17 protein-coding genes are annotated in these 15,431 nt (G+C 59.7%); 9 read left to right on the top strand and 8 right to left on the bottom strand.

Features of this window, described 5'->3' with window-relative positions:
• Positions 1–52 precede the first annotated feature (52 nt).
• Positions 53–1,165: a glycoside hydrolase family 25 protein gene (locus V6S97_RS09345; protein WP_020812473.1), complete on the top strand. Its 1,113-nt coding sequence runs from the start codon at positions 53–55 to the stop codon at positions 1,163–1,165.
• Positions 1,166–1,168: 3 nt separating this feature from the next.
• Here V6S97_RS09345 and V6S97_RS09350 read toward each other — a convergent pair whose 3' ends face one another.
• Positions 1,169–2,044 carry a DMT family transporter gene (locus V6S97_RS09350; protein WP_060722778.1) on the bottom strand — a complete coding sequence of 292 codons (876 nt, stop codon included), beginning with the start codon at positions 2,042–2,044 and terminating at the stop codon, positions 1,169–1,171.
• A 116-nt stretch (positions 2,045–2,160) separates the two neighbouring features.
• Between V6S97_RS09350 and V6S97_RS09355 the strand changes: the two genes are divergently transcribed.
• Together V6S97_RS09355 and V6S97_RS09360 are read left to right on the top strand one after the other, a co-directional pair.
• A complete protein-coding gene (locus V6S97_RS09355; RefSeq protein ID WP_003507414.1) occupies positions 2,161–3,573 on the top strand; it encodes an aminotransferase-like domain-containing protein in 1,413 nt (470 codons plus the stop codon).
• A gap of 72 nt (positions 3,574–3,645) precedes the next feature.
• Complete coding sequence (locus V6S97_RS09360) at positions 3,646–3,963, top strand: hypothetical protein (RefSeq protein ID WP_003507415.1); 318 nt, start codon at positions 3,646–3,648, stop codon at positions 3,961–3,963.
• Between the two features lie 76 nt (positions 3,964–4,039).
• On the opposite strand, the gene V6S97_RS09365 is transcribed toward V6S97_RS09360, so the two are convergent.
• A complete protein-coding gene (locus V6S97_RS09365; protein WP_003507420.1) occupies positions 4,040–4,498 on the bottom strand; it encodes an Rrf2 family transcriptional regulator in 459 nt (152 codons plus the stop codon).
• A gap of 153 nt (positions 4,499–4,651) precedes the next feature.
• On the opposite strand from V6S97_RS09365, the gene V6S97_RS09370 reads away from it, so the two are divergent.
• A complete protein-coding gene (locus V6S97_RS09370; RefSeq protein ID WP_003507424.1) occupies positions 4,652–5,545 on the top strand; it encodes an NAD(P)/FAD-dependent oxidoreductase in 894 nt (297 codons plus the stop codon).
• Here V6S97_RS09370 and V6S97_RS09375 read toward each other — a convergent pair.
• A complete protein-coding gene (locus tag V6S97_RS09375) occupies positions 5,542–6,318 on the bottom strand; it encodes an AraC family transcriptional regulator (RefSeq protein WP_003507426.1) in 777 nt (258 codons plus the stop codon). The genes V6S97_RS09370 and V6S97_RS09375 overlap by 4 nt on opposite strands.
• Positions 6,319–6,412: 94 nt before the next feature.
• On the opposite strand from V6S97_RS09375, the gene V6S97_RS09380 reads away from it, so the two are divergent.
• Positions 6,413–6,820: a DUF2000 family protein gene (locus tag V6S97_RS09380; RefSeq protein ID WP_003507428.1), complete on the top strand. Its 408-nt coding sequence runs from the start codon at positions 6,413–6,415 to the stop codon at positions 6,818–6,820.
• A gap of 67 nt (positions 6,821–6,887) precedes the next feature.
• On the opposite strand, the gene lepA is transcribed toward V6S97_RS09380, so the two are convergent.
• The 3 genes from lepA to V6S97_RS09395 form a co-directional block, all read right to left on the bottom strand.
• Complete coding sequence (gene lepA / locus V6S97_RS09385) at positions 6,888–8,726, bottom strand: translation elongation factor 4 (protein ID WP_035213098.1); 1,839 nt, start codon at positions 8,724–8,726, stop codon at positions 6,888–6,890.
• 61 nt (positions 8,727–8,787) lie between these two features.
• A complete protein-coding gene (locus V6S97_RS09390) occupies positions 8,788–9,657 on the bottom strand; it encodes a carbon-nitrogen hydrolase family protein (RefSeq protein WP_020812478.1) in 870 nt (289 codons plus the stop codon).
• Positions 9,654–10,262 carry a GNAT family N-acetyltransferase gene (locus tag V6S97_RS09395; RefSeq protein ID WP_020812479.1) on the bottom strand — a complete coding sequence of 203 codons (609 nt, stop codon included), beginning with the start codon at positions 10,260–10,262 and terminating at the stop codon, positions 9,654–9,656. The genes V6S97_RS09390 and V6S97_RS09395 overlap by 4 nt, the downstream gene beginning before the upstream one ends.
• Positions 10,263–10,334: 72 nt before the next feature.
• Here V6S97_RS09395 and V6S97_RS09400 point away from each other — a divergent pair, with 72 nt between their 5' ends.
• From V6S97_RS09400 to V6S97_RS09410, 3 genes are all read left to right on the top strand, one after another.
• A complete protein-coding gene (locus V6S97_RS09400) occupies positions 10,335–10,736 on the top strand; it encodes a ketosteroid isomerase-related protein (protein WP_060722784.1) in 402 nt (133 codons plus the stop codon).
• 95 nt (positions 10,737–10,831) lie between these two features.
• On the top strand, positions 10,832–11,413 hold the full coding sequence (locus V6S97_RS09405; RefSeq protein WP_111781386.1) for a helix-turn-helix domain-containing protein: 582 nt from the start codon (positions 10,832–10,834) through the stop codon (positions 11,411–11,413).
• A 19-nt stretch (positions 11,414–11,432) separates the two neighbouring features.
• Positions 11,433–11,951: a GNAT family N-acetyltransferase gene (locus tag V6S97_RS09410; RefSeq protein ID WP_080865742.1), complete on the top strand. Its 519-nt coding sequence runs from the start codon at positions 11,433–11,435 to the stop codon at positions 11,949–11,951.
• 18 nt (positions 11,952–11,969) lie between these two features.
• Here V6S97_RS09410 and V6S97_RS09415 read toward each other — a convergent pair whose 3' ends face one another.
• Positions 11,970–13,043 (bottom strand): alpha/beta hydrolase family protein, encoded by a 1,074-nt coding sequence (locus V6S97_RS09415; RefSeq protein ID WP_334426655.1) that lies wholly within the window; start codon positions 13,041–13,043, stop codon positions 11,970–11,972.
• Positions 13,044–13,189: 146 nt separating this feature from the next.
• On the opposite strand from V6S97_RS09415, the gene V6S97_RS09420 reads away from it, so the two are divergent.
• Positions 13,190–14,284, top strand: coding sequence for a helix-turn-helix domain-containing protein (locus V6S97_RS09420; RefSeq protein WP_161973984.1), 1,095 nt, complete (start codon positions 13,190–13,192; stop codon positions 14,282–14,284).
• A 6-nt stretch (positions 14,285–14,290) separates the two neighbouring features.
• Here the strand turns inward: V6S97_RS09420 and V6S97_RS09425 are convergent, their stop codons facing one another.
• Positions 14,291–15,394 (bottom strand): TRAP transporter substrate-binding protein, encoded by a 1,104-nt coding sequence (locus V6S97_RS09425; RefSeq protein WP_003507447.1) that lies wholly within the window; start codon positions 15,392–15,394, stop codon positions 14,291–14,293.
• Between the last annotated feature and the right edge of the window lie 37 nt (positions 15,395–15,431).

The following is a 15,431-nucleotide window of genomic DNA, read 5'->3' on the forward strand; positions in this document are numbered from 1 at the left end:
GGTCTCCGGGCGGCATCAGAGTGCCCCCGATTTGTTTTGCGTACGGGTTCTCATGCGTTCATCGGCTGTGCCAGCACTTCTCTTCGGTTGCCTCCTGCTTGGAGGCTGCACGTCCAGTTCCGGGCCGGAAAGCCTGATGGCCGGCTTGCCTTCGAAGGAAACGACGAGTTCGGTCACGCCATCCGCGCCGGTGCCGCAGGCAGGCGTCGGCACCCAGGCCATCGCCGCCCAGCCGCGGCAGCAAGTTCTGGCATGGGGCGGGCCGGTGCCTGACGAACCCAAGGCCTTTTCCGCCGTCACCCCCAAAGCGTCCTTAACGCAGGATGCGCCTGAAATCCGTTTGCCGGTTCCGCCACAGGCGGCCGGAATGGTGCGGCCGGCGGAGCGCCCCACGATGAACCAGATGGAGCGTCCGGTGCAATTGGCCATGGCGGCGGCCCCGGCGGCAAGCGCCGGTGCTCAGATCCGTTCGCGCATTTTCCGCTCCAGCTTCAGTGATGCCAAGCCCATCAATTTCGGCAGGGTTCAGCCCCGTCATTTCCAGGTCCACGGGGTGGATGTATCCCGCTGGCAGGCCAATATAAACTGGCCGCAGCTGCGCACGCGCGGCGCGAATTTCGCCTTCATCAAGGCGACGGATGGTGGTGATCATCTTGATCCGATGTTCCGCACCAATTGGCAGCGCGCAAAGGAAGCGGGCATTCGCCGCGGTGCCTACCATTTCTTCTACTGGTGCCGCAACGCCAGCGAACAGGCGGACTGGTTCATTCGTAATGTACCGCGTGATCCGGACGCGCTGCCGCCCGTCATCGACGTGGAATATAACGGCGAATCGAGCTGCAAGATGCGCCATTCCCGCGAACGCGTGCTGGAAAAGATGCGGGTCTTCATGGACAAGCTTGAGCGCCATTACGGCCAGCGGCCGATCATTTATACGGCGCCCGATTTTTACAAGGATAACCTCCAGGGCGAATTCCAGGATTATCCCTTCTGGCTGCGCGCCGTCGCCCAGCATCCGTCGGTGGTTTATCCCGGTCGCAAGTGGCTGTTCTGGCAATATTCCGGTTCCGGCCTGTCGCATGGCGTCGATGGCCGTATCGATCTCAATGTCTTCAATGGCAGCGAAGACGCATGGCATCGCTGGGTGGATCGCCGCTCGAGCTGATGGTCAGCGCGCGAATTTTCGCGCGCCCGCAACACACAGCACCACAACCAGCGTCACGCCGATCATGGCCGGGCTCACCTCTTCGTGCAGCAGGGTGGCGGCAAGCGCGAGCCCGAAGAAGGGCTGAAGCAATTGCAGCTGCCCCACGGCGGCGATGCCGCCAAGGGCCAGCCCGCGATACCAGAAGATGAAGCCAATCAGCATGCTGAACAGGGAAACATAGGCAAGGCCAGCCCAGGCCTGCGGGTCTATGCCGGCAAGCGTTTCCGGCCCGCTGAAAAAGGCAAGCGGCAGCATCACCGGCAGGGAAAGAACCAGCGCCCAGGAAATGACCTGCCAGCCGCCCAGCTTGCGGGAAAGGGCAGCGCCCTCCGCATAGCCGAGCCCGCAGACGATGATTGCGCCAAGCATCAGAAGATCGCCGGCAAGCGAGGCTTCGATCCCGGCGGCAAACGAATTCGAGAGCGAAAAACCCGCAACAAGCGCACTGCCGAGACAGGAAAAGAGCCAGAAGACCGGGCGTGGGCGTTCTCCGCCGCGCAGCACCGCAAAGATCGCGGTTGCGAGTGGCAGCAGCCCCACGAAAACGATGGAATGCGCCGAGGTGATGTGCCGCAGGGCAAGCGCGGTCAATAGCGGGAAACCCACCACGACACCAAGCGAGACGATGAAAAGCGATGTCAGGTCATTGCGCGCCGGGCGTCTTTGCCTGAACAGAAACAGCAGCGCCAGCGCCAGCAGGCCGGCAATGCTGGCGCGGGCGACGGTGAGGAACACGGGATCGAAACCCGTTACCGCGATGCGCGTCGCTGGCAGCGAACCGCTGAATATTACCACGCCTGTCAGGCCGCTCAGCCAGCCGCTCGTCGTCTTGTCCATCGTCAACTCCTGCTTTCTGCCTTTCATGATCCCGAATGGCTGGCGGGAACAGCGACAATCATATACAATTTCAACAAACTGTTATGGTTTCATGAGCGGTACGGTTGGAGAGAATCATGGATGGACAGGTCGCTGTTGGCACGCGCATAGAAAAGGTGATGGCAAGCGTTCGGCAACGCATCGCCTCGCGCAGCCTCGTGCCGGGCGCGCGTCTTCCATCGGTGCGGGCTCTGGCGAAGACCATGCAGGTGTCCACCTCCACCATCGTCGAGGCCTACGACCGGCTTGTGGCGGAGGGTACGATAAGCTCGCGCCCCGGCTCCGGTTTTTTCGTTTCAGGTCCGCTTGCACCCCTCTCGCTCGCCGATATCGAGCCGCAGCTCGACAGGGCGGTGGATCCCTTGTGGGTTTCGCGGCAGGCGCTGGATGAAAGTTCCGTTCTCGCCAAACCCGGTTGTGGCTGGCTTCCCGTATCGTGGATGCCGCAGGAGGCATTGAGGCGGGCCATGCGCGGGCTCGCCCGCGCCGACGCCGCCCTGCTGACGGATTATGGCAGCCCGATGGGACTGTTGCCGCTGCGCCAGCTTCTGTCGCGCCGGCTGGCCGAACACGGGGTGCAGGCGGGCGCCAGCCAGATCATGCTCACCGACTCCGGCACGCAGGCGATCGATCTTCTGTGCCGTTTCCTGCTGCAGCCGGGGGATACGGTTGTTGTTGATGACCCCTGTTATTTCAATTTCCACGCCCTCCTGCGGGCGCATCGGGTGAAGATCATCGGCGTACCCTATACGCCAACCGGACCGGATTTAGCGCTGTTCGAACAGGCGCTGAAAGACCATCAGCCCCGTCTTTATATCACCAATTCCGCGATCCATAATCCGACAGGTGCAAGGCTTTCCGCCGTTTCCGCCCATCGGCTGCTGATGCTTGCCGAACAGGTGGGGCTAACCATCATCGAGGATGATATTTTTGCTGATTTCGAAACCCAGGCTGCGCCCCGGCTGGCGGCCTTCGATGGTCTGAACCGTGTCGTCCAGATAGGCAGTTTTTCAAAAACACTGTCGGCCTCCATACGGTGCGGTTTCATTGCAGCACCTGTCGCGTGGGTGGAAGCCCTGACCGATCTCAAGATCGCCACCGCTTTTGGCGGAACGCATTTTTCGGCGGCGCTGGTCCTCTCGCTTTTGACCGACGGCAGTTACCGCAAGCATGTCGAGGCACTCAGGCAGCGTCTTGCGGCGGTAATGCCGGAGGCGGCGTCACGTCTGAAGTCGATTGGATGTGTGCCGTGGATCGAGCCGCAGGCGGGCATGTTTTTGTGGTGCCGCCTGCCGGATGGGAGCGATGCCGCCGATGTTGCGCGCCGGGCGCTTTCGCGGCAGGTGGTGCTAGCCCCCGGCAATGTGTTCAGCTCGTCGCAAAGTGCCTCCGGTTTCATGCGTTTCAATGTGTCGCAAATGGCAGATCCGCAGGTCATGACGGTGCTGGCGGAGGCACTTCAGCAAGGGCCCGAACCTCGTCGGTTGTAGGCGTTCTGGAAGGAATCGGAACAAAATCCCGTGAACGTCGTTTTCTTCGCAGAATGAAGAGGAGGAAATACCATGACATTCGATCCCAACAACCCGCGTCCGGACCGCGATCTTCGTCCGGAAGTGAATATCAGCAATGAACCGCGTGCCCGCACGTCGTCGTCCTGGGTGCCGTGGTTGGCTATCATCGTTGTCGTTCTGGTAGGCGTTTTCGCCTGGTCGCAGATGAGCGGCCCGACCACCGATCCGGCAACGACATCCTCCACCACGCCGCCTGCAGCAACGGATCAGGCACCGGCGCCGATGGCTCCGACCACTCCGGCAACACCGCCTGCGAACAATACCGCACCGGCAAGCCCGACTACCGGCGGCACGCAGACCCAGCCGTAATAGGCTTACTGATAGGATAAAACCGCCTGCCTCCGCGCGGGCGGTTTTTCTTTGCAAGGGCGACCGTCACCCGCCGTTAGAGCCTTTCCATCGCGGAAGGGTCGTTGGAAAGACGGGACCAGCGGCTAATGGACTCCTGTGCCAGTTGCGAGAGGGCAATGCTTCCGAAACGGGACAGCAGAATGTTTTCCGCCTCTTTCATGGCGTCAAAAAGCGCCGTGTTGACGGCCTGTTCGATGACGCAGTTCGGATTGTCGCCTGCCAGCCCGATCGAGAACAGTTCCGGTGCGCCAAGCGCCCGGTAAATATCGAGCAGCGTGATTTCGCTGAGCGGCCGCGCCAGCACCCACCCGCCGCCATGGCCTTTTTCCGACGATACATAACCATGCTCGCGCAAGCCGGCCATGGTTCTGCGCACCACCACCGGATTGGTCTGAAGCATCGCCGCAATGCTCTCGGAGGTCGCGGCGCCCTCATGTTTTTCCATATGGATCAGAATATGCAGCACCCGTGAAAGGCGCGTGTCGTGTCTCATTGCCCAAACCCGTCTGTTTGCATCGACGCTATCACCTTCAAGATGACGTAACAATATAAGTTGCGTGACCATTGACTCCCAAAATCATGTAACAATATAAGTATCGTGAAATGAACGGGCACTTCCGCCTCCTCCTGAAACGATGGGTGCATCATGAAATTCGACGTCATCATTATCGGCGGCAGCTATGCCGGTCTCTCAGCCGCCCTGCAGCTTGGACGCGCCAGAAAAAACATTCTGATGGTGGATGCCGGTGAACGGAGAAACCGTTTCGCCAACCATTCCCACGGTTTTCTCGGCCAGGACGGCAAGGCGCCAGGCGAGATTATCGCCGAGGCGCGCCGCCAGATCGAACGTTACCCGACCATAAAATGGGCCGAAGGCAGGGTGACCGATGCCGAAGGCTCCTTTGGTGGTTTCGCAATCGAGATCGATGGCAACCGCCGTGAGACTGCGGATCGGCTGATCCTCGCCATTGGTGTCACCGATGAATTGCCTGGTATCGCCGGGCTGAAGGAGCGCTGGGGCTCTTCTGTCTTCCATTGCCCCTATTGCCATGGTTACGAGCTCAATCAGGAAAAGATTGGCGTTATCGCCGCTTCACCTTTGGCCATTCACCACGCATTGATGCTTCCGGACTGGGGTGAGACGACCTTTTTCACCAACGGCGTATTCGAGCCGGACGAGGACCAGTATTCGATGCTGACAGCGCGCGGCGTCCGGATGGAAACAACCGGCATCAGGGAAATTGCGGGGCATGCGGATGTCGTCCTGACAGATGGACGCAGCATTGCCTTGGCCGGCCTTTTCACCCAGCCGATATTGCGGATCACCGCCGATTGGATCGAAAAACTCGGCTGTGCGGTGGAGGAGGGGCCGATGGGATCAACCATCGTCACAGACCCGATGAAACAGACTACCACACGCGGCATCTTCGCCTGCGGCGATGTGGCGAGACCCGCCGGCTCGGTCGCCCTTGCGGTGGGCGACGGCGCGATGGCGGGCGCTGCGGCTCACCGGTCGATCCTCTTTCCGGAAATGCTCTAGGGTGAGACGAGGTTCAGCCAGCGGCCCGGAGGCATGCCGAAGGCATTTTTGAAATGCCGGGTGAAATGCGCCTGATCCGCAAAACCGCAGGCAAAGGCCGTTTCGGCAAGACCCGTACCTGCGCGCATCATGTCCTTGCATTTCTGCAGCCGCCGCATGATGAGATAACGGTGCGGGCTCGTGCCGAACAGGCAACGAAAGTGCCGGAAAAGCGTGAAGCGGTCGAGCCCGCTTATCCGTTCCAGTTCTTCAGAACCGACGGTGTCGGCGCTATTCTCCAGCAGATAGTCCCGGCATCGCAAAACGGCGATGCGGTCAATCCGCTTGATGGTTCTGGTGCTTCCGTCTGAATGTTTCCAGAGCAGATCCGCCAGTCTCGATTGCCAGTCGGTGAGAAGTAGATTGTCCGGTTCGCCTTCGAGATTGCCGAGTGCCTCGATGAGGCATTGCCGGAATTCTTCGTCCTCGATGATGGCATTTCGGGCAAAGGGCAGCGCGTTATATCCCGCCTCCGTCGTTTTTTCCGGCGGGAGGTAGAGCATTCGATAGTGCAGGCCCTCGTCAGTGCCCGCGCCGCCATCGTGAACCTCGTCGGGATGCAGGACGATGACATTTCCCGGCATGCTGAAATGCGATGTGCCACGATAGGAAAAGGTCTGGACGCCGGAAAGCGTGACGCCAATCGCATAAGTATCATGGCGATGCGGGGCATAGGCATTGCCGTGAAAACGCGCGTCTATGCGTTCGATGCCCTCGCTGGAGGGCGCCTGCACGATCCCTTCGAATTTGCACGAACGTTCAAGATCGCCGCCGCCCCGAGGCGCTAGGGTCGCTTCTCTTTCGTAACCACAGCCAGATTGAGTTCGCATGTTTGATACCAAGATCGCCGTCATCCTTCGCGATGACCTTGCCGTGTGGCAAAAACTGAACGTTACCGCATTCCTCATGTCCGGGATCGTCGCCCAGACCAAGGAGATCATTGGAGAACCATACCGCGACGGGGCAGGCAACGTCTATAATCCCCTGTCCATCCAGCCTGTCGTCGTCATGGCCACGGATCAGGAGGCGCTGCGCAAAATCCACCAGCGATCCCTCGAGCGCGACGTCACGACATCGCTTTATATCGAGGAAATGTTCGCTACCGGGCACGACGTCGCCAATCGCCAGGTATTTTCGGAGTTTTCTCCTGACAACGCCAAGGTGGTCGGCATGGCGCTGAGGGCCGACAAGAAGATCGTCGACAAGATCACCAAGGGCGCGAAGCTGCACGGGTGATCGGACCCTAAAACGCAAAAGGGAGGCTGTGGGCCTCCCTTCAAGAACGATGGCAAGTGATTGCCGCTTATTCGTCGTTCATCTTCAGAGCGGCGATGAAGGCTTCCTGCGGAATTTCCACCTTGCCGAACTGGCGCATGCGCTTCTTGCCTTCCTTCTGCTTGTCCAGAAGCTTGCGTTTGCGCGTTGCGTCGCCGCCGTAGCACTTCGCCGTCACGTCCTTGCGCAGCGCGCGCACGGTTTCGCGGGCGATGACCTTGCCGCCGATGGCCGCCTGGATCGGGATCTGGAACATGTGCGGCGGAATGAGTTCCTTCAGCTTTTCGCACATGCCGCGTCCGCGCCGGTCTGCCGCCGAGCGGTGAACCAGCATGGACAGCGCATCCACGGGATCGCCATTGACGAGGATCGACATCTTCACGAGGTCGCCTTCGCGGTAGTCGATGATGTTGTAATCGAACGAGGCGTAACCCTTGGAGATGGACTTCAGCCGGTCGTAGAAATCGAACACCACTTCGTTGAGCGGGAGTTCATAGGTGATCATCGCGCGGTTGCCGACATAGGTCAGCTCCGTCTGCAGGCCGCGCCGGTCCTGACAGAGTTTCAGGATGCCGCCGAGATATTCGTCGGGCGTCAGGATCGTCGCCTTGATCCACGGCTCGCGGATTTCCTTGATCTTCACAACGTCGGGCATGTCGGCCGGGTTGTGCAGCTCTTTTTCCGTGCCATCGGTCAGCGTCATTTCATAGACGACCGACGGGGCAGTGGCGACGAGATCGAGATTGAACTCGCGCTCGAGGCGTTCCTGAATGATTTCGAGATGCAGCAGGCCGAGGAAGCCGCAGCGGAAACCGAAGCCGAGGGCGGCGGACGATTCCATTTCGAAGGAGAAGGAAGCATCGTTGAGGCGAAGTTTACCGACCGCTGCGCGCAGGTCTTCGAAGTCGGCCGCATCGACCGGGAAGAGACCGCAGAACACCACGGGCTGTGCTGGCTTGAAGCCGGGCAGGGCCTGCGCCGTCGGGCGCTTGTCGTCGGTGATGGTATCGCCAACGCGCGTATCGGCGACTTCCTTGATCGAGGCGGTGATGAAGCCGATCTCGCCGGGGCCGAGGCTGTCGACATTGACCATCTTCGGGGTGAGCACACCGACGCGCTCGATGCCGTATTTCGCGCCCGAACCCATCATGCGGATCTGCTGACCCTTGCTCAGCACGCCGTCGATGACGCGCACGAGAACCATGACGCCGAGATAGGTGTCGTACCAGCTATCAACCAGCAGCGCCTTCAGCGGCCCGTTTTCACCGACTTCACTTTTCGGCGGCGGCAGGCGATTGACGATGGCTTCCAGAACATCGGGAATGCCAAGCCCGGTCTTCGCCGAAATCATCACGGCGTCGGACGCATCGATGCCGATCACCTCCTCGATCTGCTCCTTGATGCGGTCGGGTTCGGCCGCCGGCAGGTCGATCTTGTTGAGCACGGTGACCAGCTCGTGATTATTGTCGATCGCCTGATAGACGTTCGCCAGCGTCTGGGCTTCGACGCCCTGCGATGCGTCGACCACCAGCAGCGAACCTTCACAGGCCGAAAGCGAGCGGGACACTTCGTAGGCGAAGTCGACGTGGCCGGGCGTGTCGATGAGGTTCAGCACATAGGTCTCACCGTTATTCGCCTTGTAGTGCAGGCGCACGGTCTGAGCCTTGATGGTGATGCCGCGCTCGCGCTCGATATCCATCGAGTCGAGAACCTGTTCCGACATGTCGCGTTCGGCAAGACCGCCTGTCGACTGGATCAACCGGTCGGCCAGCGTCGATTTGCCGTGATCGATGTGGGCAACGATCGAGAAGTTGCGGATATGGTCCAGGGGCGTGCGGGTCGAATTTGTGCTCATGTCCCGCGCTATAGCAGGGGCTTCTCATGCCGCAAAGCGGGAATTTGGTTAAAAGCCTTTTAAAATGGGCTTTTTAGATCGCAAATTGCTCTGGCCAGTCGCGGCGGGTGGCAACCTGCCCTTCGGTGCGGAGCCTTGCAACGGCGGCAAGATCGATATCGGCGATGAGAAGGCTGCTTTGCGTCACCGCATCACTCTCGCTTTCCGCGATGATGCCGGATGCCGGCATGCCGTAATCCGAAGGCACATAAAGTGCGGCGCGGCCGCGATTTTCATCAACCGCAGGAGACCAAGGGGCCTCGCCCGCGGTGGGAGAGGAGAGGATGGCATATTGGTTTTCCAATGCCCGAGCCTGCGCACCAATCCGCACTCGATAGGCACCTGCCAGCGTGTCGGTGCAGCTGGGGGCGAGAACGAGTTCGACGCCAAGCTCCGCCAGCCTGCGGCCCAGCATCGGGAACTCGTTGTCGTAACAGATGAGAATGCCGAGCTTGCCGATCGGCGTCTCGAAGGCTTTCAGTCCCTCGACGCCCGCATGAATGTTCCACTGCTCCCGCTCGAAACGGGTCATGATCTGCTTGTCCTGATAACCGATCAGCCCATCCGGGCCGAACAGCCATGCGCGGTTGCGGAACTTGTCGTCCGGGTCCTTCACTGGCGCGCTGCCCGGCTGGAAGAGGATTTGATGTTGCCGCGCCAGTTCCTCGCAAAGCTCCACCCAGGAAGGGATCAACGGCTGTATCTCTTCGATGGAACGATGCAGATCGGAACGCGCGTCGGGTGGCAATTGCCCGGTCAGCGCCATAGCCGAATATTCCGGCAACAGCAGCAGTTCGGCGCCTTTTTCCTTAGCCTCGCGGACGATGGCGGAAAGATGCGCGGCATAAGCCTCCCATGTCTCGATCAGTTCGATGGCATATTGGCTGGCGGCGAGGCGTGTCATTTATCTCCGTCTCCGGCAAGAATGGTCTTCATCCAGAAGGACAGGGGTTTCGGGCTCTCGGTGTTTTCGTCGAGGTCCTGCCATGTGAAGTTGGTGCGCAGTTCAGGGTGATGGTGATAACCGCGCTTTTCCCAGAAGGCATTGAGCGGCACGTAATCCGCCGGCCGGCGGGGATGGTCGGCAGGCCGCTCGACCGCGCAGAAGGTGCAACGGTTAAAGCCGAGCCTCTTTGCATGCGCCTCCCGCTCCTCGAAGAAGCGCACGCCTATCCCGTGACCGCGATAGCCGGGCAGCAGCACGCTTTCACCGAAATAAAATATCCGGTCCGGATCGTAGCCCGCTTCGGCAAACGGTGCTTTCACCTCATCGGTCTCTGCCGCCATCGGCATGCCGGTGGACATGCCGACCACTCTGGCGTCATCGAGCGCCAGCACGAAGACCGCGCCGTCCGTATCGGCATAGGTCGCGAGATATTTGCGTTCATAATCCAGCGAACCGTCGTAGAGATAGGGAAAAGCGCGAAACACCTCGATCCGCAGGCGCGCGAGATCATCGAAATAGGGTGTGGCGTCAATGCCGGAAAGAGACTTGATTTCGACGGTCATGGGCATTTCACTTTCGGTTGCACTGGTTATACCGTCATGGAAAACCCGCGCAAGCATTGAACGGAGAAGACGATGACCGCTGCCGAGACCATCCGCGCCTATTACGAAGCCTTCAACCGTCAGGACATGGATGCCTTTCTGGCGCTCCTTCATGACGAGGTGGTGCATGACATCAATCAGGGCGAGCGCCAGACCGGCAAGGCCGCCTTCGCCTCCTTCATGGACCACATGAACCGCTGCTATAAGGAAAACCTCACCGATATGGTCATCATGGCGAGCGATGACGGCAAGCGTGTTTCCGCCGAATTCATCGTTAATGGTGAATATCTCAAGACCGATGAGGGATTGCCCGAGGCGAGTAGCCAGAAATATGTACTGCCGGCCGGCGCCTTCTTCGACCTGAAGGATGGAAAAGTTAGCCGAGTAACGAACTACTATAATCTGAACGACTGGATTGCCCAGGTCGGCGCTTAAGGCGTGATTTCTCGCCCGCAATCGGCGGGCAAGAGATAATCCTTGTTTCCATTATCATGGATATTGACTCCATCATATGAGAATGCAATTCTCGTATGATGGAAAACGAAGATCATATTCTTGAGCGCTCGATCGGTGAGCGGATCAAAACATTGCGGGCTGAAAACGGCCTGACGCTGGACAGGCTTGCGTCTGAATCCGGCGTCAGCCGCGCCATGATTTCCCGTATCGAGCGCGGGGAGGCGAGCCCAACCGCGTCGCTGCTTGCCCGCATCTGCGCAGCCCTTGGTCTGTCGCTCTCAGGCTTTTTCGCCGAAAACGAAGAGGCTGTTTCCCCGCTGGTGAGAAAGCGTGACCAACAGCTCTGGAAAGATCCCGAGACAGGCTATGTCCGCCGCGCCATTTCCCCGCCGCGTGTGGGTTCCGATGTCGATATCGTCGAAGTCGAATTTCCGGCTGGCGCGCGGGTCGGTTTTCCGCCGCATGCGGCAAGCCGGGGGATGACGCAATATGTCTGGCTTTTCGAAGGTGTGCTGGAAATGACAAGCGGCGGAGACGTTCACCGGCTGGAGCCCGGCGATTGCCTTTTCATGCCGGTGGGAGAAGGGCACGTCTTCCACAATCCTTCCGAAAAACCTGCCCGTTACGCCGTCGTGCTGGATCAAAGACAGCGCTGATTTCCCTACAGGAGTTCTTATGGCCACTATCCGCGTGTTGAACCGGGAAGAGACGATCGATGCCCTGCCTGAACTCTGCGAAGTCCTCGCCGCCTGCGTGAACGGCGGCGCGTCCGTCGGCTTCATGTTGCCCTTTTCCCCACAGGATGCTGAACCCTTCTGGCGATCCGTGGCGGAAACGACAGGCGAGGGTGCGACCATTCATGTGGCGGCGGAGGTGGATGGCAAGGTGGTGGGCACCGTGCAGGTCGGTCTTGCCTCGAAGCCCAATCAGCCGCATCGCGGTGATCTGATGAAGCTTCTCGTGCACCCATCCGCACGCGGCCTCGGACTTGCCCGTATGCTCATGCAAAAGGTGGAGGAGGAGGCGGTAAAACGTGGCCGTACCCTTCTGGTTCTGGATACGGCCACGGGTAGCGATGCCGAGGCGATTTATCCTCGTCTTGGCTGGGAGCGGGTCGGCGTCATTCCCGATTACGCCCTGTTCCCGGATGGACGCTTTTGCGGCACCACCCTGTTCTACAAGCGGATCGGCTAGTCTTTTCAGACTTCCGTTTCACTGGCCCGGCTTCAGCGTACGGTTGAAGGCGGTAACAATCATCGCCTCCAATTGTGCGTGAATATCGGCGCGGTTCCGTGGTCCGGCCGGCTCGCAGATCGGGTCGCGCTCGCCGATGGATTTGAGGAACGCATCGGCATCCGGCTTGCACAGCGGCAGGAAGCTGAAATGATTGGCGTCATCCACCTGCTGGTAGGTCGCGCCGGGTACTTCGTCCGCGAGTTTATCCGCAAGCACAGCCGCGGGAATTTTGCCCTTGCTGCCGAGATTGATGAAGGTCAGCGGAATATCGATCTCTTTCAGACTGTTCGGTTTGAAGGCCAGCGCCAGGCCCGGATCGATCAGTACGGCGGAACGGATGCGGGGATCACGGTTCTGCTGCTCGAAACGGGCCTTGTCGAGGGTTCTGAGGTCAAGCTTCGGCACGTTGACCGGCTCATTATCGAGATAACCCCGGCCGCCGGCAAACCATTGGCAATCCATCATCGTGGCATGGTCTTCGCAATAGCGCGCATAGGCATCGAGATCGGCGCGCGCACCCGCAATCTCCATCGCCGCGCTGCCGCCCAGCGAAAAGCCGAGAATGCCGATCCTCTTCGTGTCGATCGCATTCGACCATTTGCCCTCTGCCGCCAGGGCCGTAACGATCGTGGAGAGATCGTCCGTTCGCTCCCAGATTTTCGGCGTATCGGCGGGCGTGGAATCGCCGCTGGTGGTGCCGGGATGGTTGGTTCCGGCGACAATGAAACCTTCGCTCGCAAGCTTTGCGGCGATCCATGCCATACCGGACACTCTTGAACCCGAGCCGTGGGACAGAAGTACAAGCGGCAGGCGACCCGGTTTCACCGCGCCATCCTTGAACACGGGCGTGCCTTGAAAAATCCGGTCCTCGCCGGAAAGCGTCTGTGTGCCCTTTCCGTCGGATGGATACCAGACAGTGACGGCAAGGTCCTTGCCGCGTGCCGGCGAATGGATGGTGGTTTCGCTGGCGCCAACCACCTCGCCCGCAAAAACAGGCTGGGTGACGAGAGCGGAAAACAGTATGGTCGTGATGGTGCTGATAGGGCGCATGAAAACCTCGTGCGGTTGGGAAGAACGGGGTTCAATCTGCGCCGCCACATATTTTTCGCGTCCTTGATCACGTTAAAGGTCGTCCCGAAACGCGATCTGGTCCATGAACTGGCAATATAAGTCGTTGTGTTCCGGGGATATCATTCGTGCTGTTCATTCCGCTGCCTTTCGTCGTGGCGCTTCTGCTGGTCGTCATGTTCATCGTTTTCCTTCGAGGTGGAGACGATGTGCGGACCAACCGGGCCTTTCTGGCGCTGATCGTGCTTTGTGCCGTGCAATCCGTCCTTGTCGGCCTGCGCTGGGGGTATGGCGTCATCGAAACGCGTTATGTTCTGCCGATCCTCGCAGCCTGCCTGCCGCCGCTCGTCTACATTGCCTTTCGCGGACTGATGGGAGTGGCGGCGGAAAGCAGGAGAGTGATGCTCGCCAATCTCGTCCTGTCGCCTTTGCTCATTGTCATCATGGAATTCACCTTGCCGATGGCGATTGATCTTGCACTGATCGTCATCTTCGTCGGCCACGCCGTCGCCCTGCTTCTTCTTGGCAGAAAAGGGCCGGATGGGCTGGATGAGGCGCAATTCGCCAGCGTCGCCTCCGCGCACCGGGCGCTGATTATCGCTGCCTTAGCCCTGTGCGTTTCCGCCCTGTTCGATCTTCTGGTGTTTTTCGATTTCGAATGGGCGCACGGGCAAAATGTTGCAGCGCTCGTCAGCAATGCCAATCTTTTCGGACTGTTGTTGATTGGCCTCATGGCTGCGTTGGCCGGTGAAAGCAAAGCACCACAAACGGCCATGGATCCGGTCGCGGAATTGCCGCCGCCGCCGGAGCCATCCGAGCAGGACCGGGACATCATTGCAAGGGTCGATCGGCTGATGGCGGCGCAGGCGCTTTACCGTGATGAGAACCTCAACCTGTCGCGGCTTGCAAGACGCCTCGGGCTGCCGAGCCGGCAGATATCAGGCGCGATCAATCGCTCGCTCGGCGTCAATGTCTCGCAATATGTCAACCAGTTGCGCATCCGCGAAGCCTGCCGGCTGCTTGAGGAAACGGAGCAATCGGTAACCGCGATCATGTTGTCCTCGGGCTTTCAGACCAAATCCAACTTCAACCGCGAATTTCGCCGCGTCACCGGCATGAGCCCGGTTGACTGGCGGGAGCGTGAAGTGTGGAAACTGGTCTCACCAAACAAAACGGCCACCCGGCAGATGCCGGATGACCGTTTGAAGATCGTCGGGAAATGATGGGGATCAGAGCGTGCCGTTGCGCTGCTGGATCATCATGTAGGTGTCATAGGTATATTCGGCGATCTGCGCCCAGAGATAAGCGTCCTTCTTGAAGGCCTGCTGGCTTTCGTAGATCTTCTTGAAGCTCTCGTTCTTGGCCGAAATCTCCGCATAGGTGTCCTGCGCCGCCTTGTGGCAGACATCGAGGATTTCCTGGCTGAAGGGGCGAAGGATAGCGCCCTGCGCCACGAGTTCCTTCAGCGCCTTCGGATTGCGCGCATCGTAGCGTTCCAGCATGCTGGCGCTGCCGGCAGCGCAGGCGTCTTTCAGGATGCGCTTGTAATTTTCGGGCAGCTCATTGAACTTCTGCAGATTCACGAAGGCATGAACGGCCGGGCCGCCTTCCCACCATGCGGGGTAGTAGTAATATTTTGCGACCTTGTAGAAACCGAGCTTCTGGTCGTCATAGGGGCCGACAAATTCGGTAGCATCGATCGTGCCCTTTTCCAGCGCGGCATAGACGTCGCCGCCGGCGATCTGCTGCGGTGTCACGCCAACCTTCTGCATGACCTGGCCGGTCAGTCCGGCGATACGCATCTTCAGGCCTTTGAGGTCGTCGATGGTGTTGATTTCCTTACGGAACCAGCCGCCCATCTGGGCGCCGGTATTGCCGAGCAGGATCGAGTAGATATTGTGCTGGGCAAGGAATTCATTGAGCAGCTCGTTGCCACCGGCCTGGTTGAACCAGGCATTCGTCTGGCGTGCGTTAAGGCCGAAGGGAACCGACGTTCCGAGTGCAAAGGTCGGGTCCTTGCCGACGTAATAATAGGAGCAGGTATGCGCCATTTCGACGGTTCCGGCCGTCACCGCATCCGCTGCCTGCAGCGCCGGCACGATTTCACCGCCGGCGAAATGCTGAATGACGAAGTTGCCGCCGGAGGCTTCCTTGACATGATCTGCGACGATCTGGCCCGCGCCGAAAAGAATGTCGAGGCCCTTGGTGAAGGACGACGTCATGCGCCAGGTGATCTTGGGGTTTTCCTGTGCAATGGCCGGAGCGGCCAGCGCCGTTGCGGTAACACCGGCGCCAACGGCGCCCGCCTTGCGGATAAATGATCTGCGATCCATGTCGATAAGCCCTGATATGTCTGCATATTACAGGCGA

Source organism: Agrobacterium sp. CCNWLW155 (genome assembly GCF_036888815.1).
GTDB lineage: Bacteria > Pseudomonadota > Alphaproteobacteria > Rhizobiales > Rhizobiaceae > Agrobacterium > Agrobacterium radiobacter.

Excerpts from the sequence above, each read along its gene's own strand:
- V6S97_RS09345 (WP_020812473.1), top strand. The coding sequence starts at position 53 with ATGCGTTCATCGGCTGTGCCAGCACTTCTCTTCGGTTGCCTCCTGCTT.
- V6S97_RS09350 (WP_060722778.1), bottom strand. The coding sequence starts at position 2,044 with ATGGACAAGACGACGAGCGGCTGGCTGAGCGGCCTGACAGGCGTGGTA.
- V6S97_RS09355 (WP_003507414.1), top strand. The coding sequence starts at position 2,161 with ATGGATGGACAGGTCGCTGTTGGCACGCGCATAGAAAAGGTGATGGCA.
- V6S97_RS09360 (WP_003507415.1), top strand. The coding sequence starts at position 3,646 with ATGACATTCGATCCCAACAACCCGCGTCCGGACCGCGATCTTCGTCCG.
- V6S97_RS09365 (WP_003507420.1), bottom strand. The coding sequence starts at position 4,498 with ATGAGACACGACACGCGCCTTTCACGGGTGCTGCATATTCTGATCCAT.
- V6S97_RS09370 (WP_003507424.1), top strand. The coding sequence starts at position 4,652 with ATGAAATTCGACGTCATCATTATCGGCGGCAGCTATGCCGGTCTCTCA.
- V6S97_RS09380 (WP_003507428.1), top strand. The coding sequence starts at position 6,413 with ATGTTTGATACCAAGATCGCCGTCATCCTTCGCGATGACCTTGCCGTG.
- V6S97_RS09390 (WP_020812478.1), bottom strand. The coding sequence starts at position 9,657 with ATGACACGCCTCGCCGCCAGCCAATATGCCATCGAACTGATCGAGACA.
- V6S97_RS09395 (WP_020812479.1), bottom strand. The coding sequence starts at position 10,262 with ATGACCGTCGAAATCAAGTCTCTTTCCGGCATTGACGCCACACCCTAT.
- V6S97_RS09400 (WP_060722784.1), top strand. The coding sequence starts at position 10,335 with ATGACCGCTGCCGAGACCATCCGCGCCTATTACGAAGCCTTCAACCGT.
- V6S97_RS09405 (WP_111781386.1), top strand. The coding sequence starts at position 10,832 with ATGATGGAAAACGAAGATCATATTCTTGAGCGCTCGATCGGTGAGCGG.
- V6S97_RS09410 (WP_080865742.1), top strand. The coding sequence starts at position 11,433 with ATGGCCACTATCCGCGTGTTGAACCGGGAAGAGACGATCGATGCCCTG.
- V6S97_RS09415 (WP_334426655.1), bottom strand. The coding sequence starts at position 13,043 with ATGCGCCCTATCAGCACCATCACGACCATACTGTTTTCCGCTCTCGTC.
- V6S97_RS09425 (WP_003507447.1), bottom strand. The coding sequence starts at position 15,394 with ATGGATCGCAGATCATTTATCCGCAAGGCGGGCGCCGTTGGCGCCGGT.